The sequence below is a fragment of the Martinezella sp. CNPSo 3795 genome (assembly GCF_057784475.1).
In genome coordinates, this window is the sequence record NZ_JBXSOQ010000004.1 from 21,669 (window position 1) to 40,228 (window position 18,560).

General features: G+C 58.8%; 19 protein-coding genes and 1 riboswitch. Of the genes, 11 read left to right on the plus strand and 8 right to left on the minus strand.

The window, feature by feature from the left end; translation table 11 throughout:
• Positions 1 to 35 precede the first annotated feature (35 nt).
• From AC13QY_RS13485 to phnF, 3 genes are all read left to right on the plus strand, one after another.
• Entirely contained in the window at positions 36 to 431 is a 396-nt protein-coding gene (locus AC13QY_RS13485) for a VOC family protein (RefSeq protein WP_113351935.1), read from the plus strand.
• Positions 432 to 550: 119 nt separating this feature from the next.
• Positions 551 to 1,237, plus strand: a complete 687-nt coding sequence (locus AC13QY_RS13490; protein WP_113351936.1) for a class I SAM-dependent methyltransferase — start codon at positions 551 to 553, stop codon at positions 1,235 to 1,237.
• Between the two features lies 1 nt (position 1,238).
• Positions 1,239 to 1,967 (plus strand): phosphonate metabolism transcriptional regulator PhnF, encoded by a 729-nt coding sequence (phnF, locus tag AC13QY_RS13495; RefSeq protein ID WP_113351937.1) that lies wholly within the window; start codon positions 1,239 to 1,241, stop codon positions 1,965 to 1,967.
• Between the two features lie 39 nt (positions 1,968 to 2,006).
• Here the strand turns inward: phnF and AC13QY_RS13500 are convergent, their stop codons facing one another.
• The 7 genes from AC13QY_RS13500 to AC13QY_RS13530 all read right to left on the minus strand — a co-directional run bounded on the left by AC13QY_RS13500 (position 2,007) and on the right by AC13QY_RS13530 (position 8,223).
• Complete coding sequence (locus AC13QY_RS13500; RefSeq protein WP_113332873.1) at positions 2,007 to 2,357, minus strand: VOC family protein; 351 nt, start codon at positions 2,355 to 2,357, stop codon at positions 2,007 to 2,009.
• Between the two features lie 58 nt (positions 2,358 to 2,415).
• Positions 2,416 to 2,892, minus strand: coding sequence for a 6,7-dimethyl-8-ribityllumazine synthase (locus AC13QY_RS13505; RefSeq protein WP_113332874.1), 477 nt, complete (start codon positions 2,890 to 2,892; stop codon positions 2,416 to 2,418).
• An 89-nt stretch (positions 2,893 to 2,981) separates the two neighbouring features.
• Positions 2,982 to 3,128: riboswitch (FMN riboswitch) on the minus strand.
• 106 nt (positions 3,129 to 3,234) lie between these two features.
• Positions 3,235 to 4,296: an ABC transporter ATP-binding protein gene (locus AC13QY_RS13510; RefSeq protein ID WP_069612572.1), complete on the minus strand. Its 1,062-nt coding sequence runs from the start codon at positions 4,294 to 4,296 to the stop codon at positions 3,235 to 3,237.
• An 11-nt stretch (positions 4,297 to 4,307) separates the two neighbouring features.
• A complete protein-coding gene (locus AC13QY_RS13515) occupies positions 4,308 to 5,096 on the minus strand; it encodes an ABC transporter permease (RefSeq protein WP_152092644.1) in 789 nt (262 codons plus the stop codon).
• Positions 5,093 to 5,986, minus strand: a complete 894-nt coding sequence (locus AC13QY_RS13520; protein ID WP_113351939.1) for an ABC transporter permease — start codon at positions 5,984 to 5,986, stop codon at positions 5,093 to 5,095. The genes AC13QY_RS13515 and AC13QY_RS13520 overlap by 4 nt, the downstream gene beginning before the upstream one ends.
• A gap of 72 nt (positions 5,987 to 6,058) precedes the next feature.
• Positions 6,059 to 7,162, minus strand: a complete 1,104-nt coding sequence (locus AC13QY_RS13525) for an ABC transporter substrate-binding protein (protein ID WP_113332877.1) — start codon at positions 7,160 to 7,162, stop codon at positions 6,059 to 6,061.
• Between the two features lie 188 nt (positions 7,163 to 7,350).
• Positions 7,351 to 8,223: a MurR/RpiR family transcriptional regulator gene (locus AC13QY_RS13530; RefSeq protein WP_095435308.1), complete on the minus strand. Its 873-nt coding sequence runs from the start codon at positions 8,221 to 8,223 to the stop codon at positions 7,351 to 7,353.
• Positions 8,224 to 8,403: 180 nt separating this feature from the next.
• On the opposite strand from AC13QY_RS13530, the gene AC13QY_RS13535 reads away from it, so the two are divergent.
• The 5 genes from AC13QY_RS13535 (at position 8,404) to AC13QY_RS13555 (ending at position 15,072) form a co-directional block, all read left to right on the plus strand.
• Positions 8,404 to 9,171: an N-formylglutamate amidohydrolase gene (locus AC13QY_RS13535; protein WP_095435307.1), complete on the plus strand. Its 768-nt coding sequence runs from the start codon at positions 8,404 to 8,406 to the stop codon at positions 9,169 to 9,171.
• Between the two features lie 126 nt (positions 9,172 to 9,297).
• A complete protein-coding gene (locus tag AC13QY_RS13540; RefSeq protein WP_113351940.1) occupies positions 9,298 to 10,869 on the plus strand; it encodes an amino acid permease in 1,572 nt (523 codons plus the stop codon).
• Positions 10,870 to 11,017: 148 nt separating this feature from the next.
• Positions 11,018 to 12,388 (plus strand): glutamine synthetase family protein, encoded by a 1,371-nt coding sequence (locus AC13QY_RS13545; RefSeq protein WP_113332879.1) that lies wholly within the window; start codon positions 11,018 to 11,020, stop codon positions 12,386 to 12,388.
• A 153-nt stretch (positions 12,389 to 12,541) separates the two neighbouring features.
• Positions 12,542 to 13,927, plus strand: a complete 1,386-nt coding sequence (locus AC13QY_RS13550; protein ID WP_113351941.1) for an aldehyde dehydrogenase family protein — start codon at positions 12,542 to 12,544, stop codon at positions 13,925 to 13,927.
• A complete protein-coding gene (locus AC13QY_RS13555; protein WP_113332880.1) occupies positions 13,924 to 15,072 on the plus strand; it encodes an iron-containing alcohol dehydrogenase in 1,149 nt (382 codons plus the stop codon). The genes AC13QY_RS13550 and AC13QY_RS13555 overlap by 4 nt, the downstream gene beginning before the upstream one ends.
• A 118-nt stretch (positions 15,073 to 15,190) precedes the next feature.
• Here AC13QY_RS13555 and AC13QY_RS13560 read toward each other — a convergent pair whose 3' ends face one another.
• On the minus strand, positions 15,191 to 16,651 hold the full coding sequence (locus AC13QY_RS13560; protein ID WP_488493589.1) for a L,D-transpeptidase: 1,461 nt from the start codon (positions 16,649 to 16,651) through the stop codon (positions 15,191 to 15,193).
• 216 nt (positions 16,652 to 16,867) lie between these two features.
• On the opposite strand from AC13QY_RS13560, the gene AC13QY_RS13565 reads away from it, so the two are divergent.
• The 3 genes from AC13QY_RS13565 to AC13QY_RS13575 all read left to right on the plus strand — a co-directional run bounded on the left by AC13QY_RS13565 (position 16,868) and on the right by AC13QY_RS13575 (position 18,547).
• Positions 16,868 to 17,707 (plus strand): DUF4432 family protein, encoded by an 840-nt coding sequence (locus AC13QY_RS13565; RefSeq protein ID WP_113351943.1) that lies wholly within the window; start codon positions 16,868 to 16,870, stop codon positions 17,705 to 17,707.
• A gap of 72 nt (positions 17,708 to 17,779) precedes the next feature.
• Entirely contained in the window at positions 17,780 to 18,118 is a 339-nt protein-coding gene (locus AC13QY_RS13570; RefSeq protein ID WP_112334441.1) for a protein tyrosine phosphatase family protein, read from the plus strand.
• 84 nt (positions 18,119 to 18,202) lie between these two features.
• Positions 18,203 to 18,547: a RidA family protein gene (locus AC13QY_RS13575; protein WP_113332882.1), complete on the plus strand. Its 345-nt coding sequence runs from the start codon at positions 18,203 to 18,205 to the stop codon at positions 18,545 to 18,547.
• Positions 18,548 to 18,560 lie beyond the last annotated feature (13 nt).

Sequence of the window (18,560 nt, forward strand, 5' to 3'; positions counted from 1 at the left end):
GTGGGCCGCTCGTCCGACAACAAGGGAGGCAGGAGATGCAACTCGCCAATTATCTGTTTTTCACGACGCATTGCGAGGAAGCGCTTGCCTTCTATACAGTCTGCGGGCTCGGCGAAGTGACGCTGTTGGTTCGTCATGGTGCTGATGGGGTGCCGCTTGCCAACGAAGCGATGCGGGACAGGGTTATGCACGCTCGCTTTGAGGGGCCAGGCGTCTCGTTCTTCGCTTCCGACAATCACGATGCCGAGCCGATGAGAGGTTCCGCTCATATGCTCATAATGGATGACCGAGAGAGCACCGAGAGGATTTTTGCTCGATTGGCTGAGGGCGGCGCGGTGACGACGCCACTCGCCGTTCAGCCTTGGGGCAGCTACTACGGCAAGCTGACGGACCGGTTCGGCGTGCAATGGATGGTAGACTGCCTGCAATAGGAGCTAACTGATCACGCGCGAAAGATTATCATTATTAGTCCAGTCGTCCGGACGAATTTATGTGACTGTCATGAGGTGGAGTTATAAAGGGTTCAGTTCACTCCAACAGCGAGAGCATGATGACAAGCGCAGCAACGACTTACGCGACATGGCACAAGGAACCGCAGGGCGACGCCGCCATGGCAGAATCGCATAGCCCTTATTGGCGTCACTTCATTGAGACGGTGCCGGAGCGGGATTTCTCCTCGAAGACCGTCCTGGATTTCGGCTGCAACCGTGGCGGCTTTCTACGGCTGCTTTACGCCATGCGGCCGTTCCGACGCGGTGTCGGCATCGATATCGCTTCGGAATCGGTGGCTGCCGCTGTCGAAGCCGCAGGCAACATGCCGCTCCAGTTTCATGTCACGACCGACCTGGCGCCCTTTGCCGACAGCTTCGACGTGGCTTTCAGCTATGAGGTGATCTATCTGCTGCCGCAGTTGCGAGAGCATGCCGAGGGAATGTTCCAGGCCATGCGCAATGGGGGCGTCTATTACGCGGTGACCGGGTGCCACAATGAAATGCCGCTTTGGCCGAAGTGGCTCGAGCTGATCGGCAACAACAGCAACGCGCCCATGCAGGATCGTTCGCCACAGGATTATATCGAAGCCTTCACGGCGGCCGGCTTCGATGTTTCGGTCAGGCGTTTCGGCTATGATGGTTTTGTGCGTGCCACCAAGGATCGGAAATATTATCCGAGCATTCTCGATGCGTTGAGCTATCCAGCCGAATACAAGCTGCTGTTCCGGCTGGAGAAGCGTATCTGATATGGAGACGATCGACCGAAAGGGCGGCAGCGCGCTCTGGCATCAGATCGGCGAGATCCTGGCGGCCGATATTGCCGCCGGGACTTTCGCGCCCGGAGAGAAATTGCCGACCGAGCCCGAGCTGATGCGGCGGTTCGGCGTCAGCCGTTTCACCGTGCGGCAGGCGCTGGGGCACTTGGAGCAGCGTGGATTGGTCCGCGCCGAACAGGGGCGGGGAACCTTCGTTCATAGGGGCGTGCTCGACTATACGCTGTCGAAACGCACCCGCTTCCACAAAAATCTGATCGAGCAAGGTTTCGAACCGGGCGGCGAGCTGCTCGTTCACGAGATCGTGCCGGCGACCGAACGCGTCGCGGCCCATTTAAAGATCGCAATCGGCGCGTCGGTCATCCATCGTCGCGGTGTCATGACGGCCGACGGTATTCCAGTGGAATTGGGGGATTCCTATTATCCGGCCGAACGTTTTCCCGATTTCGATCAGGCTAGATTGAGGCATCCGACAATCTCGGCAGCGCTCGCCAGCTATGGCGTCACCGACTATGAGCGCTTGTCGACGGAGATCGAGGCGCGCATGCCGACGGCCGACGAGGCGCGGATCCTGCGCCAGCCGAAATCCGCGCCGTTGCTGGTGACGCGCAAGGTGGATGCGGATACCGACGGAGTGCCGATCACCTATTCGGAATCGGTCTGGCCGGCCGAGCGCACTACATTCAATCTCGATCTGCGGTGAGAGCGCCGGAGAGCCCTTGAGGCTCTTCGCGAGCTTGAACTAGCGGTGGGAGAGGATATTGACCACCTTGCCGAAGGGGTCGCGGACGTAGAAGCGGCGGACACCCCACGGCTCGTCCGTCAGGTCATACAATATGCCGAAGCCCATGGAGGTGGCGCGCTGATAAAGCGTATCGACATCGTCGACTTCGATGGAAAGGTCGGGGACGAGCGTTCCCGAACCGCCCTCGCTGGCGACGCTGATCTGCGGCACTGTTGCCGCTTCAGAGGCGAAGGTCAGGATCCAGCCGTGATCCATGACGATGTCGAGGCCGAGCAGGTCGTGGTAGAAAAGACGGGCCGTGGCGGGATCGGCGGCGGACAGGTTCGGGATGATGCGTAGGACGGTCACTGACGTTTCTCCCTTGTGATGTGGAGGCGAGCTCTAGCCGCGCCTCCACGATGCTGGTTCAGACCGTGACGGCCGGCAGCAACTTGGCGCGCTCCGCCAGGATGTGGCGGCAGGCGCTGGCGACTTCCCGGCCCTTGATGATGAAATGTTCCTTGAAGAACTGGATGTGGGCTTCCGACTCCTGGAAGTGATGCGGGGTCAGGACTGCCGACAGGATCGGCACGCCGGTGTCCAGCTGGACGCGCATCATAGCATCAAGAACCGTATTGGCGACAAATTCATGGCGATAGATGCCACCGTCGACAACGAAAGCGGTGGCAACGATTGCGGAATAACGGCCGTTGCGGGCGAGCGTCTGAGCATGCAGCGGAATTTCCAAGGCGCCGGGCACGTCGAAGATATCGATCGGCGATGCACCTTCCGTCGTCTGCCATTCGGCAACGAAGGAGTCGACCGAGCGATCGACGATATCGGCATGCCAGCGAGCCCGAATGATCGCGACGCGGCTCGGCTGGGTAGAAATCGAAATGGTCATGAATTTTGCCTTTCAAGGGTTGTTGTCAAATATCCCTTGGGCGAACACGCAACATCGCGGCATCCCTCGCGCGGAGGAGGTGCGATCCTGCTTGCTCTCTTCCATCCGGACTATACCGTCGGCTCCGGCATCTCACCGGATCTGCTGACCCTTCCGAAAGCTCGGAAGGCGCTCGCGGGCTCGAGGAAACTCCCCATACCGCCGGTGGGGAATTGCACCCCGCCCTGAGAACGTCCGGACTATAAATGCTTTCTCTCATGAAAATCAAAGAAAAACGCCGGGCTTCTGACCCGGCGTCCGCGAATAATTTTCCAAAATGACCCTGCGACGCAGGGTGCTTTCTCAATCCTGAATCACGAGCAGATCGGAGGAGGCGAAGCGCAGCGTCACCTTCTCGCCGACGCTCGGAGGCATCATCCCGGGGCTGTTGAACATGTCGAAGGAAATCGTGTTGCCAGCAACGTTCATGCGGGTGCGAATGACCGAACCCAGGAAGTGTGCCGAAGAGACTTCGCCCGTGAGAGCGGTATCGCCTTTGGCTGATTCCGCCAGCGAACCGGCTTCCGGACGCAGGGCAAGCGATACGGTATCGCCTGGCTTGTAGGCCGTCACCGACTGCTTCAGGGTCACGCCCTGATCGCCGATCATGATGCGGTTGCTATCGGGATCGACGACCTTGCCTTCGATCAGGTTCAGCGTACCGACGAAGGAAGCGACGAAGCGGGTTGCCGGCGTGTTGTAAATCTCGAAAGGCGTGCCGATCTGATCGGCGCGACCGGCATTCATGACGACGATGCGATCCGAGATCGACAGGGCTTCTTCCTGGTCGTGGGTCACGAAAACGGTGGTGATGCCGAGCTGCTGCTGGATGGCGCGGATTTCTTCGCGCAGCGAGATGCGGATCTTCGCGTCGAGCGCCGAAAGCGGCTCGTCGAGCAGCAGCACCTGCGGCTTGACGGCGATAGCGCGGGCGAGCGCCACGCGCTGCTGCTGGCCGCCGGACATCTGATAGGGATAGCGGCCGGCGAGATGATCGAGCTTGATGAGAGCCAGCATCTCCTTGACGCGCTTATCGATGTCGGGCTTTGCCATGCCGGCCACCTTGAGGCCGAAAGCGACGTTGTCGTGCACCGTCATGTTCGGGAACAGCGCGTAGGCCTGGAACACCATGCCGATATTCCGCTGGTTCGGTTTTAACGCCCGCTGATCCTTGCCGTTGATCGACAGGGTGCCGGCGGTCGGCGTTTCGAAACCGGCGATCATGCGCAGCACGGTCGTCTTGCCGCAGCCCGATGGTCCAAGGAAGGAGATGAATTCTCCCTTCTCGATTTGCATATTGAAATCGTGAACGACCTGAACTTCGCCGAATGATTTCTTGATGTGGGTGAGTTCGAGAAAAGCCATGGTGAGAAGCCTTACGCCTTAACCGGAGCCAGTTTTGAGAAGCGGGAAACGAGCTGCAGCAGACCCATGCTAAGCCAGGTGACAGCAAGCGCAATGATGGCGAGCGCCGAGGATTGATAAGCCTGGTTGGCGCCGACGAGCTGCATGTAAGGGCCGAAAGCCGGACGATTGAGCAGCGAGGCCATCGTGAATTCGCCCATGACGATCGCCAGCGTGATGAATGCGCCGGAGAGGACGCCGCTCATGACATTGGGGAAAATGCAGCGGAGCATGATGGTTGTCCACTTCGCGCCAAGGCTTTCTGCGGCTTCCGTCAGGGTGCCGACATCGATCGTGCGCATCGCCGTGTCGACTGAACGATACATATAGGGGAGCGCCAAGACAATATAGGAGCAGACAAGAAGGAAGTTCGTCGTCTGCTCGAAGCCTGTCAAAGGCAGGATCGATGACGAATTGTAGAGGCGCAGATAGCCGAAGACGATGACGATGGCGGGGATGACCAGCGGCATCAGCGTGATGAACTCGACGATCGGGCGTATTTGGGGCAAACGGAGGCGCACCCAATAAGCCGTAGGCACCACGATCAACATGCCGAAGATGATGGTCAGCAAGGCCATGAGCATCGAATAGCCGAACGCATACAGGAAGTGAGCGTCCGAAACGACTGATGCATAGGCGTCAAAACTATAGGCGTCGCGACGCATGCGCAGTGAGAATTCCAGCGTACCGATGAGCGGAACGATGAAATAGATAGCGCCGATGACAACAGCGATCCAGGCAAAGAATTTTTGCAGCTTCATTTCTGCCACCGTTCCGCGCGAATACGCATGATGATGTAGATCACATTGGAAATGCCAGTGATGACGATCATGCCGAGCGCCATTGCATAGCCGAGATTGGCGTTGTGCAGCACGTCGCCGCGGATTTGCGCGTAGAGCTGGATCGGGATGATGTTCAGCGAGCTGCCCGTCAGCGCGATGGCCGTTGCGATGGCGCCGAAGGCGTTGGCAAACAGCAGCAGCGTCGTGCCAAGCAGGCTCGGCCAGAGAATGGGGAGCGCCACCATGAGCCAATATTGTCTCGTGGTCGCCCCGAGGATGGATGCGGCTTCACGCCATTCCTTTTTCATGCCGTCCAGCGCCGGCGTGATAATCAGCACCATCAGCGGAATCTGGAAGTACATATAGGTGATGGTCAAGCCGACGAAGCTGTAGAGATTGAAGCCTGTGGAATAGAGATTGAAACCCAACCAATCCCTCATCAGCAGCGTGACGAGGCCCAGGCGACCGATCGTGGCGATGAACGCAAAAGCCAGTGGTACGCCGGCGAAATTTGAGGCGACACCGGAAAAGGTAAGGAAGGCATGGCGCACCCAGGCCGGAAGTCCGCCCATGACCAGCGCCCAGGCCAGATAAAAGCCGATCAACGCGCCGCCGAGCGCCGAGGCGACCGAAACCCTGATGCTGATCCAATAGGAGTCCAAGATGGATTTCGTGAACAGATCGCCGATGTTCTTCAGCGTCAGGCCGCCGTCCGGCGTCAGAAAAGCGCCAGCGATCAGATAGATTGTCGGCAAAATCAGAAACAGCAGCGCGAAGATCAGGAAGGGCGCTATGCCCAGCCAGTCAACGACCACGCGTTTGTTGATCAAGGGCGTGGTGCTGATGGTCGATGTTGTCACGGTGCTCATGATTGGCCCAATCCGCGGCGTCAAAAAACGGAAAACCTCCCCGCCGAAGCGGGGAGGCCAAGTCAGTTGTGATTACTGCACGTTCGAACCGACGACGGAATCCCACTTCGTGGTGATGGCGGTCTTGCCGGCATCCTGTTCTTCTAGCGTCGGGAAGACGGCCTTTTCATAGGCGGCAGCCGGCGGCAGCTTGTCGAGAAGTTCCTGCGGAACCTTCTTATTCTTCGCCAGGTCGTTGAAGCGGATCGGGTGGCAATAGCCCTTCAGCCAGCCGATCTGGCCTTCGTCGGAATAGAGGAATTCCATCCAGAGCTTGGCAGCGTTCGGATGCGGAGCGAAAGCCGAGATCGCCTGGACGTAGACACCAGCGATAACGCCGGAAGCCGGAACAGTGACGTCGACCGGCGGGTTGCCGTTCAGGCTGTCGCGCCAGGAGAGACCGTTGTAGTCCCAGGCGACGACGATCGGGGTTGCACCCTGAGCCAGCGAGGCGGACTTGCCGATGACCGGAACGAAGTTGCCGGCCTTGTTGAGCTTCGCGAAGTAATCGAGACCGGCGGCGCCGATCTTGGCGGCGTCCTTTTCGCCGGCTGCGAGGCCGGCGGCGTAGACGGCCTGAACTGCCTGGTTCGACGTGCGCGGGTCACCAGCGAGCGAAACGGTGTTGGCATATTCCGGCTTCAGGAGGTCAGCCCAGTCCTTCGGCGGGTTCTTCACGACGTCCTTATTGGTGACGAAAGAGAGAACACCGTAGTAGTCGCCGTACCAGTAGCCTTCGGCATCCTTGGCGCTGTCCGGAATGGAATCCCAGGTGGAAACCTTGTACGGCTGCAGCAGGCCTTCCTTCTTGGCCGTCGGGCCGAAAGAGAGACCGACGTCGATCACGTCGGGAGCCTGCGGGCCGGTGTTGCCCTTGTTGGCGCGGATTGCCTCGACTTCATCGCCCGAACCGGCATCCGGATTCAGTTCGTTGACTTCGATGCCGTATTTCGCCTTGAACGCAGCGATCAGGTCGCCATAACCGCACCAGTTGTGGGGCAGGGCGATCGTGGTCAGCGTGCCTTCCTTCTTAGCGGCAGCGATGAGATCGGCGCTCGGTTCTGCGGCCGCGATAGCCGTCGAAGCGACGAGCATCGCCGTAGAAATTGTCAGAAGACGATGAATTTTCGAGATCACTGCATTTCCTCCTTTTGGGTTTTCAGTGTCTGGCGTTGCTGTTAATGACGTTACATGAAGGTTGTGTGACGACTTCAAAGTGTTGCGTTTGCTGAAAACGCAGTCGATTTTTGCTTCTAATCGACAAGTATGACAGTCGCTGTATTTCACACCCTTCACGGACCGTTATTTTCTGTTTTCATTCCCCTTCAACTTAGCTTGCGAAACAGCTTGGTTTGCTCGAAAAGACCTTCCAGTGTCTTCATACGCTCGCTTGTCTCGTCCCATGTCGAGCTTTGTACAGCTTCGATCAGGGCTTCGACGATGAAGAGGGTGACAACCGATGAATCCCAGGCGGACGGCGCCTCGATCTGCACGCGGAACGTGTATTTCGCATGCTTGGCGGCGGGCGTTGCCCACTGGTCGGTGAAGACGATGATTTCCGCGCCACGCCGGCGGGCGGCGGCGGCCAGATTGACCATTTCCTGCTCGTAACGCCTGATATCGAATATGACGAGCAGATCGCCCGGATTCATGTTCAGGACATATTGCGGCCAGGTGCTGGAATTGGAGGAGAGCAGCGTCGTGTTGGGGCGGATGACCTGCATATGGGTGAAGAAATACTCGGCAAGCGCCCCTGTAATGCGCCCGCCCACGAAATAAAGGCCGCGTTTTCTTTCCGACAGCAGCGCGGCAACGCCATCGAAGGTCGCCACGTCGATATCCGACAGGGTCTGTCGCAGGTTGCCCATGATGGCGTCGGCGAAACGATTGAGGATATGCGTGCCTGGCGCGTTGGATGCCCAGCGATCGTGCTTCGTCAGGGGGTTGGAGATCGTTGCCTCGACTTCTTGATGAAGATGGGCCTGGAAGTCCGGATAGCCTTTGTATCCGAGTTTCTGCACCATGCGTGCGACTGTCGGGGTCGAAACCCGCGCATTCTCGGCGACGGTGGTAATGCTGCCCAACCCGGAAACGGGATAATTGTCGAGCAGGCTCTTGGCGAGCTGCTTTTCGGCGCGCGTCAGCGTGTCAAAGCGCGCATTGATTACGTCTGAAACTGTTTTCGACGCATTGTTCACTCGATTTTAGCTCCCCGGAACGGTCTGATGCCGCTTTCCTTGCAGGATATAACAACGCTGTCACATTTCGAGTCAATGTCACAAATGAAGAAATAATTTCAGTTTCCAGTTGACAGCGGCGAAAACCTGAAGAATTCTTTTCTTATAAACATTTTGTTAATCGGCAATGGGGCGTCTCCGATGCTCGCGCAGCAAGGTATTTTGACGAAGGCAGACGGCGATTGCGTTGCGGTCGAAAGACCGGACGGAAGCAGTGCGGTTTTGCTCGTCTGTGAGCATGCCTCCCGCGCGCTTCCAGAACGGTTCGGCGACCTCGGGCTTTCCGTTGAGGCGCTTTCCAGCCATATCGCGTGGGATCCGGGCGCACTCGCGGTTGCAAGGGGAATTTCCGCCGGCTTGAATGCCACCTTGGTTTTTCAGCGCTTCTCCCGGCTGATCTATGATTGCAACAGGCCCCCCGAAAGCGCCGGTGCCATGCCGGAGACGAGCGAGATCTATACGATCCCTGGAAATCAGCACTTGGGCGAGGCGGATAGAAAAGCGCGTACGGAAGGGCTCTACATCCCGTTTCACGATCGCATTCGGGCGCTCTTGAAGGAGCGGGCGGCGCGCGGACAAAAAACCGTGATCGTGACAATCCATAGCTTCACGCCGGTCTATAATGGCAAGCCGCGGGCAGTGGAGCTTGGCATTCTGCATGATGAAGACCGTTGGCTGGCCGATCGCATGCTTGATGCAGCAGCTGAGGCACCGCTCTATCAGACAGAGCGCAATCAGCCTTACGGTCCTCAAGACGGTGTCACCCATACGTTGAAGCTGCATGGGCTCGCCAATGGTCTGCATAACGTAATGATCGAGGTCCGCAACGACCTCATTCGAGATGACGTCGGTCAAGGGGTCATGGCCGATTATCTGACGGGGCTTCTCCAGAGCAGTCTGGAAGCCTGAGCATAAAAGAAAAAGACCCCGGGGAGCAGTTCAACTGCGATCGGGCCGCATGGCGAAATGTCAGCGGTCAATGTGACACATGGTTCTCCGCAATCCCGCGGACGACCGGGCTTTAGGGGGAATGGCATGGCTGATTATACAGAGTCAGACAAGAAGCAGGATGTCCAGATCCTGCACTCCATGGGCTACGCTCAGGAGTTGGAACGGCGGATGAGTTCATTCTCGAATTTCGCCGTGTCCTTCTCGATCATCTGCATTCTATCCGGCGGCATCAATTCGCTGGCTCAAGCGACATCGGGTGCGGGCGGTGCCGCTATTGGTATCGGCTGGCCTGTCGGCTGCTTCATATCGCTCGTCTTCGCTGTGGCGATGGCCCAGATCAGTTCGGCCTATCCGACGGCCGGCGGTCTCTACCACTGGGGCTCGATCCTCGGCAATCGCTTCACCGGCTGGCTGACGGCCTGGTTCAACCTGCTCGGCCTCGTCACCGTCCTCGGCGCCATCAATGTCGGCACCTATTACTTCTTCGTCGGCGCATTCGGCGGCTACTTCAACATGACCGACACCACGCTGGTGCGCATCGTGTTCCTGGTGGTCATCACAGGTCTGCAGGCGCTGGTCAATCACATGGGTATCGGCTTGACGGCGAAGCTGACCGACTTCTCCGGTTATCTGATCTTCGCAACCTCGATCCTTCTGGCGGCTGTTTGCCTGATCGCTGCGCCGTCCTATGATTTTGCGCGGCTTTTCACCTTCACCAACTATTCCGGTCTGGCGACGATTGCTGCCGACGGCTCGGCAACCGGTGCCCCGGTCTGGCCGCAGGTTTCGACTTTCTGGGTCTTCGCGCTCGGCCTTCTGCTGCCGATCTACACGATCACCGGTTATGATGCCTCGGCCCATACGTCGGAAGAGACAGTGAAAGCCGCCCATTCCGTTCCGCGCGGCATGGTGTCGTCGGTTCTGTGGTCGGCGCTCTTCGGCTACATCATGCTTTGCTCGTTTGTGCTGATGCTGCCGAATATGGACGATGCCGCCAAGCAGGGCTGGAACGTGTTCTTCTGGGCAATGGACGCACAGGTCAATCCCATCGTGAAGGACATTCTCTATCTGCTGATCTTCATCAGCCAGTGGCTGTGCGGTCTCGCAACGGTAACCTCGGTTTCGCGCATGATCTTCGCCTTCTCGCGTGACGGCGGTCTGCCGGGATCCAAGGCTCTGTCTCGGGTCAGCCCGAAATACCGCACGCCGGTTTCGGCGATCTGGACTGGGTCGATCCTTTCCGTCCTGTTCGTCTGGGGGTCGTCGCTGGTATCGATCGGCGATACGCCGGTTTACACCATCGTCGTCTCGTGCACCGTCATCTTCCTGTTCTTCTCCTTTGCGATCCCGATCACGCTCGGCCTTTTCGCATGGGGTACGACGAAGTGGGACAAGATGGGCCCTTGGAACCTCGGGGAAGGTCTGTTCAAGCTATTTGCCGTGCTGTCGATCATCGCGATGATCATCATCTTCGTTCTCGGCATTCAGCCGCCGAACGACTGGGCGGGCATTATCACCGTCGGCTTCCTGGTTCTGACGGCCATCGTCTGGTTCGGCTTCGAGCGCCGTCGCTTCAAGGGCCCGCCGATCGGCGATGCCATTGCCAAGCGCAAGGCTGAGATCGCGGCAGCGGAAGCCGCCGTCGGCGAGACGTAAGCGAAGTCTAATCTTTGCGAGCAATGGGGTCGCAGACCTGCGACCCTTTTCACCGGTAGCGACACGGCGGCACGCGCGCGGATTATCCCGCAAGGCGGTATCGTTCGGCAGGCCGACGTTTCAATTCATTGTTCAGGCGGACCAAATTATGAGCAGCAGCTATACGTTCGACGACCTCAAGCGAGATGTGGCCGAAGGGCTCATCGATACGGTTCTGGCATGTCAGGTCGACATGCAGGGCCGGTTGATGGGCAAACGCTTCCAGGCGGAATTCTTCATCGAGAGCGCCTGGAAGGAAACGCATAGCTGCAATTATCTGCAGGCGACCGACATCGAGATGGAGACCGTCTCCGGCTACAAGTCGACGAGCTGGGAGAAGGGTTATGGCGACTATACCATGAAGCCAGACCTTGCCACGCTGCGCCGCATTCCTTGGCTGGAAGGCACGGCGCTCGTCCTTTGCGATGTGCTTGACCATCATACACATGAGGAAGTTGCGCATTCTCCGCGCGCCATTCTGAAGAAGCAGGTGAAGCGATTGGAAGCCATGGGGCTCAAGGCCTACATGGCTTCGGAGCTCGAATTCTTCCTGTTCGACCAGAGCTATGACAGCGCGCGCGAAGCTGGCTATCGCAACATGAAGCTCGCCAGCGGCTATAACGAGGACTACCACATCTTCCAGACCACCAAGGAGGAAGAAGTGATGCGGGCGATCCGCACCGGCCTTCAGGGCGCGGGCATCCCAGTGGAGAATTCGAAGGGCGAGGCTTCGGCGGGGCAAGAGGAAATCAACGTCCGTTACGCCGACGCGCTTGATATGGCCGACCGCCATGCCATCATCAAGAACGGCTGCAAGGAGATCGCCTGGTCGAAGGGCAAGGCAATCACCTTCCTCGCGAAGTGGAATTACGGTGCCGCCGGAAGCTCCTCGCACATCCATCAATCCCTCTGGAGCCTCGACGGAAAGAGCCCGAAGTTCTTCGAAGAAGGCGGCAAATACGGCATGTCGCCGATGATGAAGCACTATGTCGCCGGGCTTCTGACCCATGCCAGCGAGATCACCTATTTCCTGGCGCCCTATATCAATTCCTACAAGCGCTTCATGGCCGGCACCTTCGCGCCGACCAAGGCGATCTGGAGCAAGGATAACCGTACCGCCGGTTACCGCCTGTGCGGCGAGGATACGAAATCGATCCGCATCGAATGCCGTGTCGGGGGCTCGGACCTCAATCCTTACCTGGCTTTTGCGGCTCTGATCGCAGCCGGTATCGATGGTATCGAAAACAAGCTTGAACTCGAGGCGCCGTTTGTCGGCGACGCCTATGGCGCGCGCGAAGTTCGCGAGATACCGCGCACGCTGCGCGATGCCACGACTGCCTTGACGACGTCGAAGATGCTGCGTGCCGCCTTCGGGGATGATGTCATCGATCACTACACCCGCGCTGCCGAATGGGAGCAGGAGGAATACGATCGTCGTGTGACCGATTGGGAAGTGGCGCGCGGATTCGAAAGAGCGTAAGGCTTTTGCGATCTGCCTCCTGCCCGATTTTCATTTTATGATCGGGCAGGGCGCTGGGATGTTTTGTCTGTCCGCCGTTTCTCTTTTGAATGCGGCCCTGCTTGCACAACATCCGGGCAATCAACGGATGACCAAGAAAACAGGAATTCGATCATGACCATGATCACATGCGTCTCTCCGGTGAACGGAGAGGTTTATGCCGAGCGTCCGGCACTGTCGCTGGAAGCTGGCAAGGACGTCGTGGCACGCGCCCGCAAGGCGCAGAAGGATTGGGCGCGTAGTCCGCTGGAGGATCGTGTCCAGCTCGTGCTGAAGGGTGTGGCTCGGCTCAATGAGATGGCCGATGTCGTCGTGCCGGAGCTTGCCTGGCAGATGGGCCGTCCGATCAAGTATGGCGGCGAATATCGCGGCTTCAACGAGCGCTCGAACTATGTAGCCTCGATCGCCGCCGACGCACTGGCACCCTTGGTCGTCGAGGATAGTGCCAATTTCGCCCGCCGCATCGAGCGCGAACCGCATGGCGTGGTCTTTGTCATCGCGCCCTGGAATTATCCCTACATGACGGCCATCAACACGGTCGCCCCGGCGCTAATGGCCGGCAATACCGTCATTCTCAAGCACGCAAGCCAGACACTGCTCGTTGGCGAGCGGCTGGTGCAGGCTTTCGTCGAGGCCGGCGTTCCCACCGATGTCTTCCAGAATGTCTTCCTGGATCATGAAACCACCTCGGCGCTGATTGCCGCCGGCAGCTTCAACTTCGTCAATTTCACCGGCTCCGTCGAAGGCGGCCGGTCGATCGAGCGTGCGGCAGCCGGTACCTTTACCAGCCTCGGCCTTGAGCTTGGCGGCAAGGATCCGGGCTATGTCATGGAAGACGCTGATCTCGACGCTGCCGTCGATACGCTGATGGATGGCGCGACCTATAATTCCGGCCAGTGCTGCTGCGGCATCGAGCGCATCTACGTGCATGAATCGCTGTACGACAATTTTGTCGAGAAGTCGGTTGCCTGGGTTTCGAACTATAAGCTCGGCAATCCGCTGGATCCTGAGACGTCGCTCGGGCCGATGGCGCATAAGCGCTTTGCCAAGGTCGTGCGTGAACAGATCGCCGATGCGGTTGCCAAGGGCGCCGAGGCGCTGGTCGATCCGAAGCTGTTCCCGGCCGATGACGGCGGCGCCTATCTTGCGCCGCAGGTCCTCGTCAATGTCGATCATTCCATGGCCTTCATGCGCGAAGAAACCTTCGGTCCAGCGGTCGGCATCATGAAGGTGAAGAGCGATGCGGAAGCGCTGGAACTGATGAACGACAGTCCCTACGGTCTGACGGCTTCGCTCTGGACCAAGGATGTCGAGCGCGCCTCACGTATCGGCCGCGAAATCGAAACCGGCACCGTCTTCATGAACCGCGCCGATTATCTCGATCCGGCTCTATGCTGGACCGGCGTCAAGGAAACCGGCCGCGGCGGCTCGCTGTCGATCATCGGCTTCCACAATCTGACGCGCCCGAAATCCTATCATCTGAAGAAAGTAACAGCATGAGCACTATCTCAGCCAATTGGAGCTATCCGAACGCCTTCAAGCTCGGCCGCGGCCGCATCAAGGAGCTCGCGGACGCCTGCAAGAGCCTGGGCATGAAGAAGCCGCTGCTGATCACCGATCGGGGACTTGCCTCGATGGCGATCACGGCGACGGCCTTGGATATTCTGGAAGATGCAGGTCTCGGCCGTGCCATCTTCGCTGACGTCGATCCGAATCCGAACGAGAAGAACCTCGAAGCTGGCGTGAAAGCGTTCAAGGACGGCGGCCATGATGGCGTCGTCGCCTTCGGCGGCGGTTCCGGCCTCGATCTCGGCAAGTGCGTCGCCTTCATGGTCGGCCAGAGCCGGCCGGTCTGGGATTTCGAAGATATCGGTGACTGGTGGACCCGCGCCAGCGTCGAAGGCATCGCGCCGATCGTCGCTGTACCGACGACCGCCGGCACCGGTTCGGAAGTCGGCCGCGCCAGCGTCATCACCAATTCCGCTACGCATGTGAAGAAGATCATCTTCCATCCGAAATTCCTGCCCGGCGTCGTCATTGCCGATCCGGAGCTGACCGTCGGCATGCCGAAGATCATCACCGCCGGCACTGGTATGGATGCCTTTGCGCATTGCCTGGAAGCCTATTCCTCGCCGTTCTACCATCCGATGTCGGCCGGTATCGCGCTGGAAGGCATGCGGCTCGTCAAGGAATTCCTGCCGCGCGCCTATCGCGAGGGAACGGATCTCGAAGCCCGGGCCAACATGATGAGTGCTGCCGCCATGGGCGCCGTCGCCTTCCAGAAGGGGCTCGGCGCCATCCACGCGCTCTCGCATCCGATCGGCGCCGTCTACAACACCCATCACGGCATGACCAATGCTGTCGTCATGCCGGCTGTCCTGCGCTTCAACCGCAAGGCCATCGAAGAAAAGATTGCACGCGCCGCCGCCTATCTTGGCATTTCGGGTGGTTTCGACGGCTTCTATGATTATGTGCTGAAGCTACGCTCGGAACTCGGCGTGCCGGAAAGCCTCTCGGCTATGGGCATTGCACCTGACCGGATCGACGAACTCTCCGCCATGGCAATCGAAGATCCGAGTGCCGGCGGCAATCCGGTGCCGATGACGCTCGAAAACACGAAGGCTTTGTTCCGCGACTGCTTCTGATACGCCGCCGAACTACCTGACGCGCCGGATGAAAAATAGCGGTGCGTTTGATATTTCAAGACAAAGAAAAAGCCGCCGGGAAAACTCGGCGGCTTTTTTGTGTAAGCATGTCTGGCAATCAGTCTACGAATTCGACGACTACGCCGGGCTTGACCATTTTGGCGAGCTCGGTCGCATCCCAATTGGTAAGACGTACGCAGCCGTGGCTCTGCGACTTGCCGATCCTCGAGGGATCCGGTGTGCCGTGGATGCCGTAGGTCGGTTTCGATAGCGCCATCCAGACCGTACCGACAGGGCCGTTCGGGCCGGGCGGGATGTTCAGAACCTTGTCGTTGGCACCCTGCTGAAAATTGATCTTCGGATTGTAGGTATAGCCGGGATTGAAGGCGACGCGCTCGACAGTGACGGTGCCGGACGGCGAGGGCGTGTCGGCGGAGCCGATGCTGGCGGGGTAAGCTGCAATCAGTGTACCGTTCGCGTCATAGGCGAAAACCTGCTTGCGGCCCTTGTCCGCCAGGATCTTGGCGACCGTGCCGGTCTTGCTGGGGCCTGTATTGACGACCTTGATGGTAGTCCCAGGAACGGTGAAATCGACGCCGGGATTGAGTGCCTTCAGGTAGCCTTCATCCATATGAAAGCGTTCGGCCAGCATTTCCGTCGTCGACGTGTAACCGAGAGAAGGCATCTGGGACTTCGCGGCATAATCTTCGGGGATCGACGCGACATAGGGGCCAGCCGCATCGGCGGCTGTGATCGTGTAGTTCACGATCGGCATCCCACCGGACATGCGCAGCTGCTCGAGAATCGCGTCGGTATTGTTCGGGTCGAGCGTCTGGCCGGTCATCTGCTGATATGCATAGATCGCCTTGGTGACGTTTGCGCCCATCCGTCCGTCGATGGCACCAGGCGAAATACCCTGCCGCGCGAGGAAGACCTCCAGCGCGGTGATCTCCATCTTCGACTTGCCCTTGAGCGTGATGACGGGTTCGGCCGGTGGTGGCTTGTTGACGATATCAGGTGCGCCCTGTTGCGGATCGATTGACGCGTAATCACTGCCGTTCTGGTTCGCCTGGCCCCGGTTCTGGCCTGGTAAGGGCTGATTGTCGAGCGGCTGGCGCTGGATATCGCTGTCACGCGGAATGCCGCCGGTGATCACGCTACGATCCTGCTGACCGTAACCATTATCGGGAGTGCCGTCGTAATTTCCGTAGCTGTCGGTACGATACTGACGATAGTCCTGGTAGTTGCCGTTGTTGGAAAGCTGCGTATCGCCATAGCGGCTGCCGTTATCAACGTAGCTGTCGCGAGCGGGCGCGCGGGGATAATAGGTGCTGGCCTTCATCTCCGTGGCGACGATATTGCCATAGGCATCGATCAGAACCCGGCGGCCGCGTCCGTCGCGCGCCATGGAATATCCACCACCATAAGGATACTGATCAAGAATCCGGCCGTCGGGAGTGACGAGAACCGTGTTGCCGTTGCCGCTGCGATAATATTGCGCCTGCGCATCGGTGAGGGCGAGCGCAGATACAGCGGCAGTCGTTGCCAGGGCAAAACTCAATTTTACGAACCGGTTCACGTCTGTCGAATCCTCGGGATAGTCGTTCGGCTGACACACACATGGCAATTTTGACGCCAGTATGGAGATTTAGATTATCATGCTGAATAAAATATAAAAATTTATGTGATCAAGGCTTCAAGTTAAGATTTGGTAAGCCAAATAACCGTTTATTTCAGTCGCGCGCCACCTTGGGACAGCACCTGCGCTCGGCGCCGATCAGGGAGGACTTTAGGGATGATGGATTTTTCTGCGGCCAAGGGGCCGAAATTGACGCTGGACGAGGGTTCTGTGCTGGATATCGGCGCCTGCATCGTCGAAGGCAACAATCTCGCGCCCGGAAGTGCTGTTCCCGACGATGGCGATCCGCGTATCAGTCATTCCGTGGAAGGCTTCCTCTTCACCTGCGGGCCGGATCATATCCGCCATCCAGAGCCGATGTCCGGCGCCTATGAAGGCAAGCGCTATCCGCTGCATGGTTCCTTCTCGTCTCATCCAGCCAAAATTCTCTGGACCAAATTCGAGAATGGTAACGCGGAATGCCGCGCCGATATCGATGTCATCACAGCCGAACGCCGCACCGCAAGGCTGGAACGTCTTTGGCGGATCGATGGCGCAACCGGCGAGGTCTCGCTTGCCGACCGCATCGTCAATACGAGTACCGAGGCGATGCCGGTCTTTTTGATGTACCACATGAATATCGGCGGCAAATGGTTCGACAGCGGCACGCGTCTTGCCGGACAGATGCTGGAAAATGGTGGCTTTCCCTGGACCTTCGGCGAGGAGGGGGGCGATATCTTCTGCGTGCCGGCGCAGGAAAAGGGCGAGGATTGGGCAGAGATCAGCCTCGGACCCATCGCGGCCATTGGTGGGAAGACTCTGAGGGTGCGGTTCGGAACGGACACGCTGCCGTTTCTGCAGGTCTGGCGCAATCAGCGCGCGCCTGCCCATGTGCTTGGCATCGAGCCGGTTTCGCATCGGTGGGTTTCTCGCGAGGAGCTTGAGGAAGCAGGCGAATTCAATATTCTCCAGCCCGGCGAAGCCCGCAATTTCATGCTCAATTTTGCCTTCGTTTGAGAGCGCCCCGCGGTTGACGCTTGGCCTGCTGCGGCGTAGATCAAGGCCACAGTTTTAGAGAGGACATGAACCATGGATATCCGCCCGATCGACGATGAATACTCGGTATCCGGCCAGATCACCGTAGAGGATCTCGACCAGATCAAGGCTCTGGGGTTCAAGTCCATCGTTTGCCATCGCCCCGATGGCGAAAGCCCGGATCAGACGCCGTTTGGAGTCATCGAAGCCCGTGCCAAGGAACTCGGCCTGGAGATCACCCAGGTGCCTGTTGGTCCGATGGGCGTGACCGAAGAGGCCGTGCAGGGAATGGTCGATGCGCTGGACGAGTTTCCGCGCCCGATGCTTGGCTACTGCCGCTCGGGCGCACGCTCGACGGCGATCTATCAGAAGACGCATCACATTCGCGGCTGAACGGGTCCTTCCCGGGCCTTTTGATTGAGGGCAGACCCTGGGTCATGCCTTTTACCTGTCGAAGAACAACACCAGGAGAAAACCATGAGCATCAAGCGCATCGACGTTGGCGCCCGCATGAGCGGCGCTGTCATCCATGGCAACACCGTCTATCTCGCCGGTCAGGTTGGTGAAGGCGAAAGCGTCACCGATCAGTGCAAGTCGGCACTCGCCGAAGTCGACCGCCTGCTGGGTGCTGCCGGCACCAACAAGTCGAAGATCCTGCAGACACTCATCTACCTCTCCGACATTTCCTACTTCGCCGAAATGAATGCCGCCTGGGAAGCTTGGGTCGATCCGGCCAACACGCCGGCCCGTGCGACCAGCGAAGCTAAGCTCGCAGCGCCGAAGTACAAGGTCGAATTCATCGTAACGGCAGCACTCGACTAAGTCGGGCCGGCGT

What these genes read in the sequence shown, in the direction of transcription:
- AC13QY_RS13485 (WP_113351935.1), top strand. Translation starts at nt 36, where the DNA reads ATGCAACTCGCCAATTATCTGTTTTTCACGACGCATTGCGAGGAAGCG.
- AC13QY_RS13490 (WP_113351936.1), top strand. Translation starts at nt 551, where the DNA reads ATGACAAGCGCAGCAACGACTTACGCGACATGGCACAAGGAACCGCAG.
- phnF (WP_113351937.1), top strand. Translation starts at nt 1,239, where the DNA reads ATGGAGACGATCGACCGAAAGGGCGGCAGCGCGCTCTGGCATCAGATC.
- AC13QY_RS13505 (WP_113332874.1), bottom strand. Translation starts at nt 2,892, where the DNA reads ATGACCATTTCGATTTCTACCCAGCCGAGCCGCGTCGCGATCATTCGG.
- AC13QY_RS13510 (WP_069612572.1), bottom strand. Translation starts at nt 4,296, where the DNA reads ATGGCTTTTCTCGAACTCACCCACATCAAGAAATCATTCGGCGAAGTT.
- AC13QY_RS13515 (WP_152092644.1), bottom strand. Translation starts at nt 5,096, where the DNA reads ATGAAGCTGCAAAAATTCTTTGCCTGGATCGCTGTTGTCATCGGCGCT.
- AC13QY_RS13520 (WP_113351939.1), bottom strand. Translation starts at nt 5,986, where the DNA reads ATGAGCACCGTGACAACATCGACCATCAGCACCACGCCCTTGATCAAC.
- AC13QY_RS13535 (WP_095435307.1), top strand. Translation starts at nt 8,404, where the DNA reads ATGCTCGCGCAGCAAGGTATTTTGACGAAGGCAGACGGCGATTGCGTT.
- AC13QY_RS13540 (WP_113351940.1), top strand. Translation starts at nt 9,298, where the DNA reads ATGGCTGATTATACAGAGTCAGACAAGAAGCAGGATGTCCAGATCCTG.
- AC13QY_RS13545 (WP_113332879.1), top strand. Translation starts at nt 11,018, where the DNA reads ATGAGCAGCAGCTATACGTTCGACGACCTCAAGCGAGATGTGGCCGAA.
- AC13QY_RS13550 (WP_113351941.1), top strand. Translation starts at nt 12,542, where the DNA reads ATGACCATGATCACATGCGTCTCTCCGGTGAACGGAGAGGTTTATGCC.
- AC13QY_RS13555 (WP_113332880.1), top strand. Translation starts at nt 13,924, where the DNA reads ATGAGCACTATCTCAGCCAATTGGAGCTATCCGAACGCCTTCAAGCTC.
- AC13QY_RS13565 (WP_113351943.1), top strand. Translation starts at nt 16,868, where the DNA reads ATGATGGATTTTTCTGCGGCCAAGGGGCCGAAATTGACGCTGGACGAG.
- AC13QY_RS13570 (WP_112334441.1), top strand. Translation starts at nt 17,780, where the DNA reads ATGGATATCCGCCCGATCGACGATGAATACTCGGTATCCGGCCAGATC.
- AC13QY_RS13575 (WP_113332882.1), top strand. Translation starts at nt 18,203, where the DNA reads ATGAGCATCAAGCGCATCGACGTTGGCGCCCGCATGAGCGGCGCTGTC.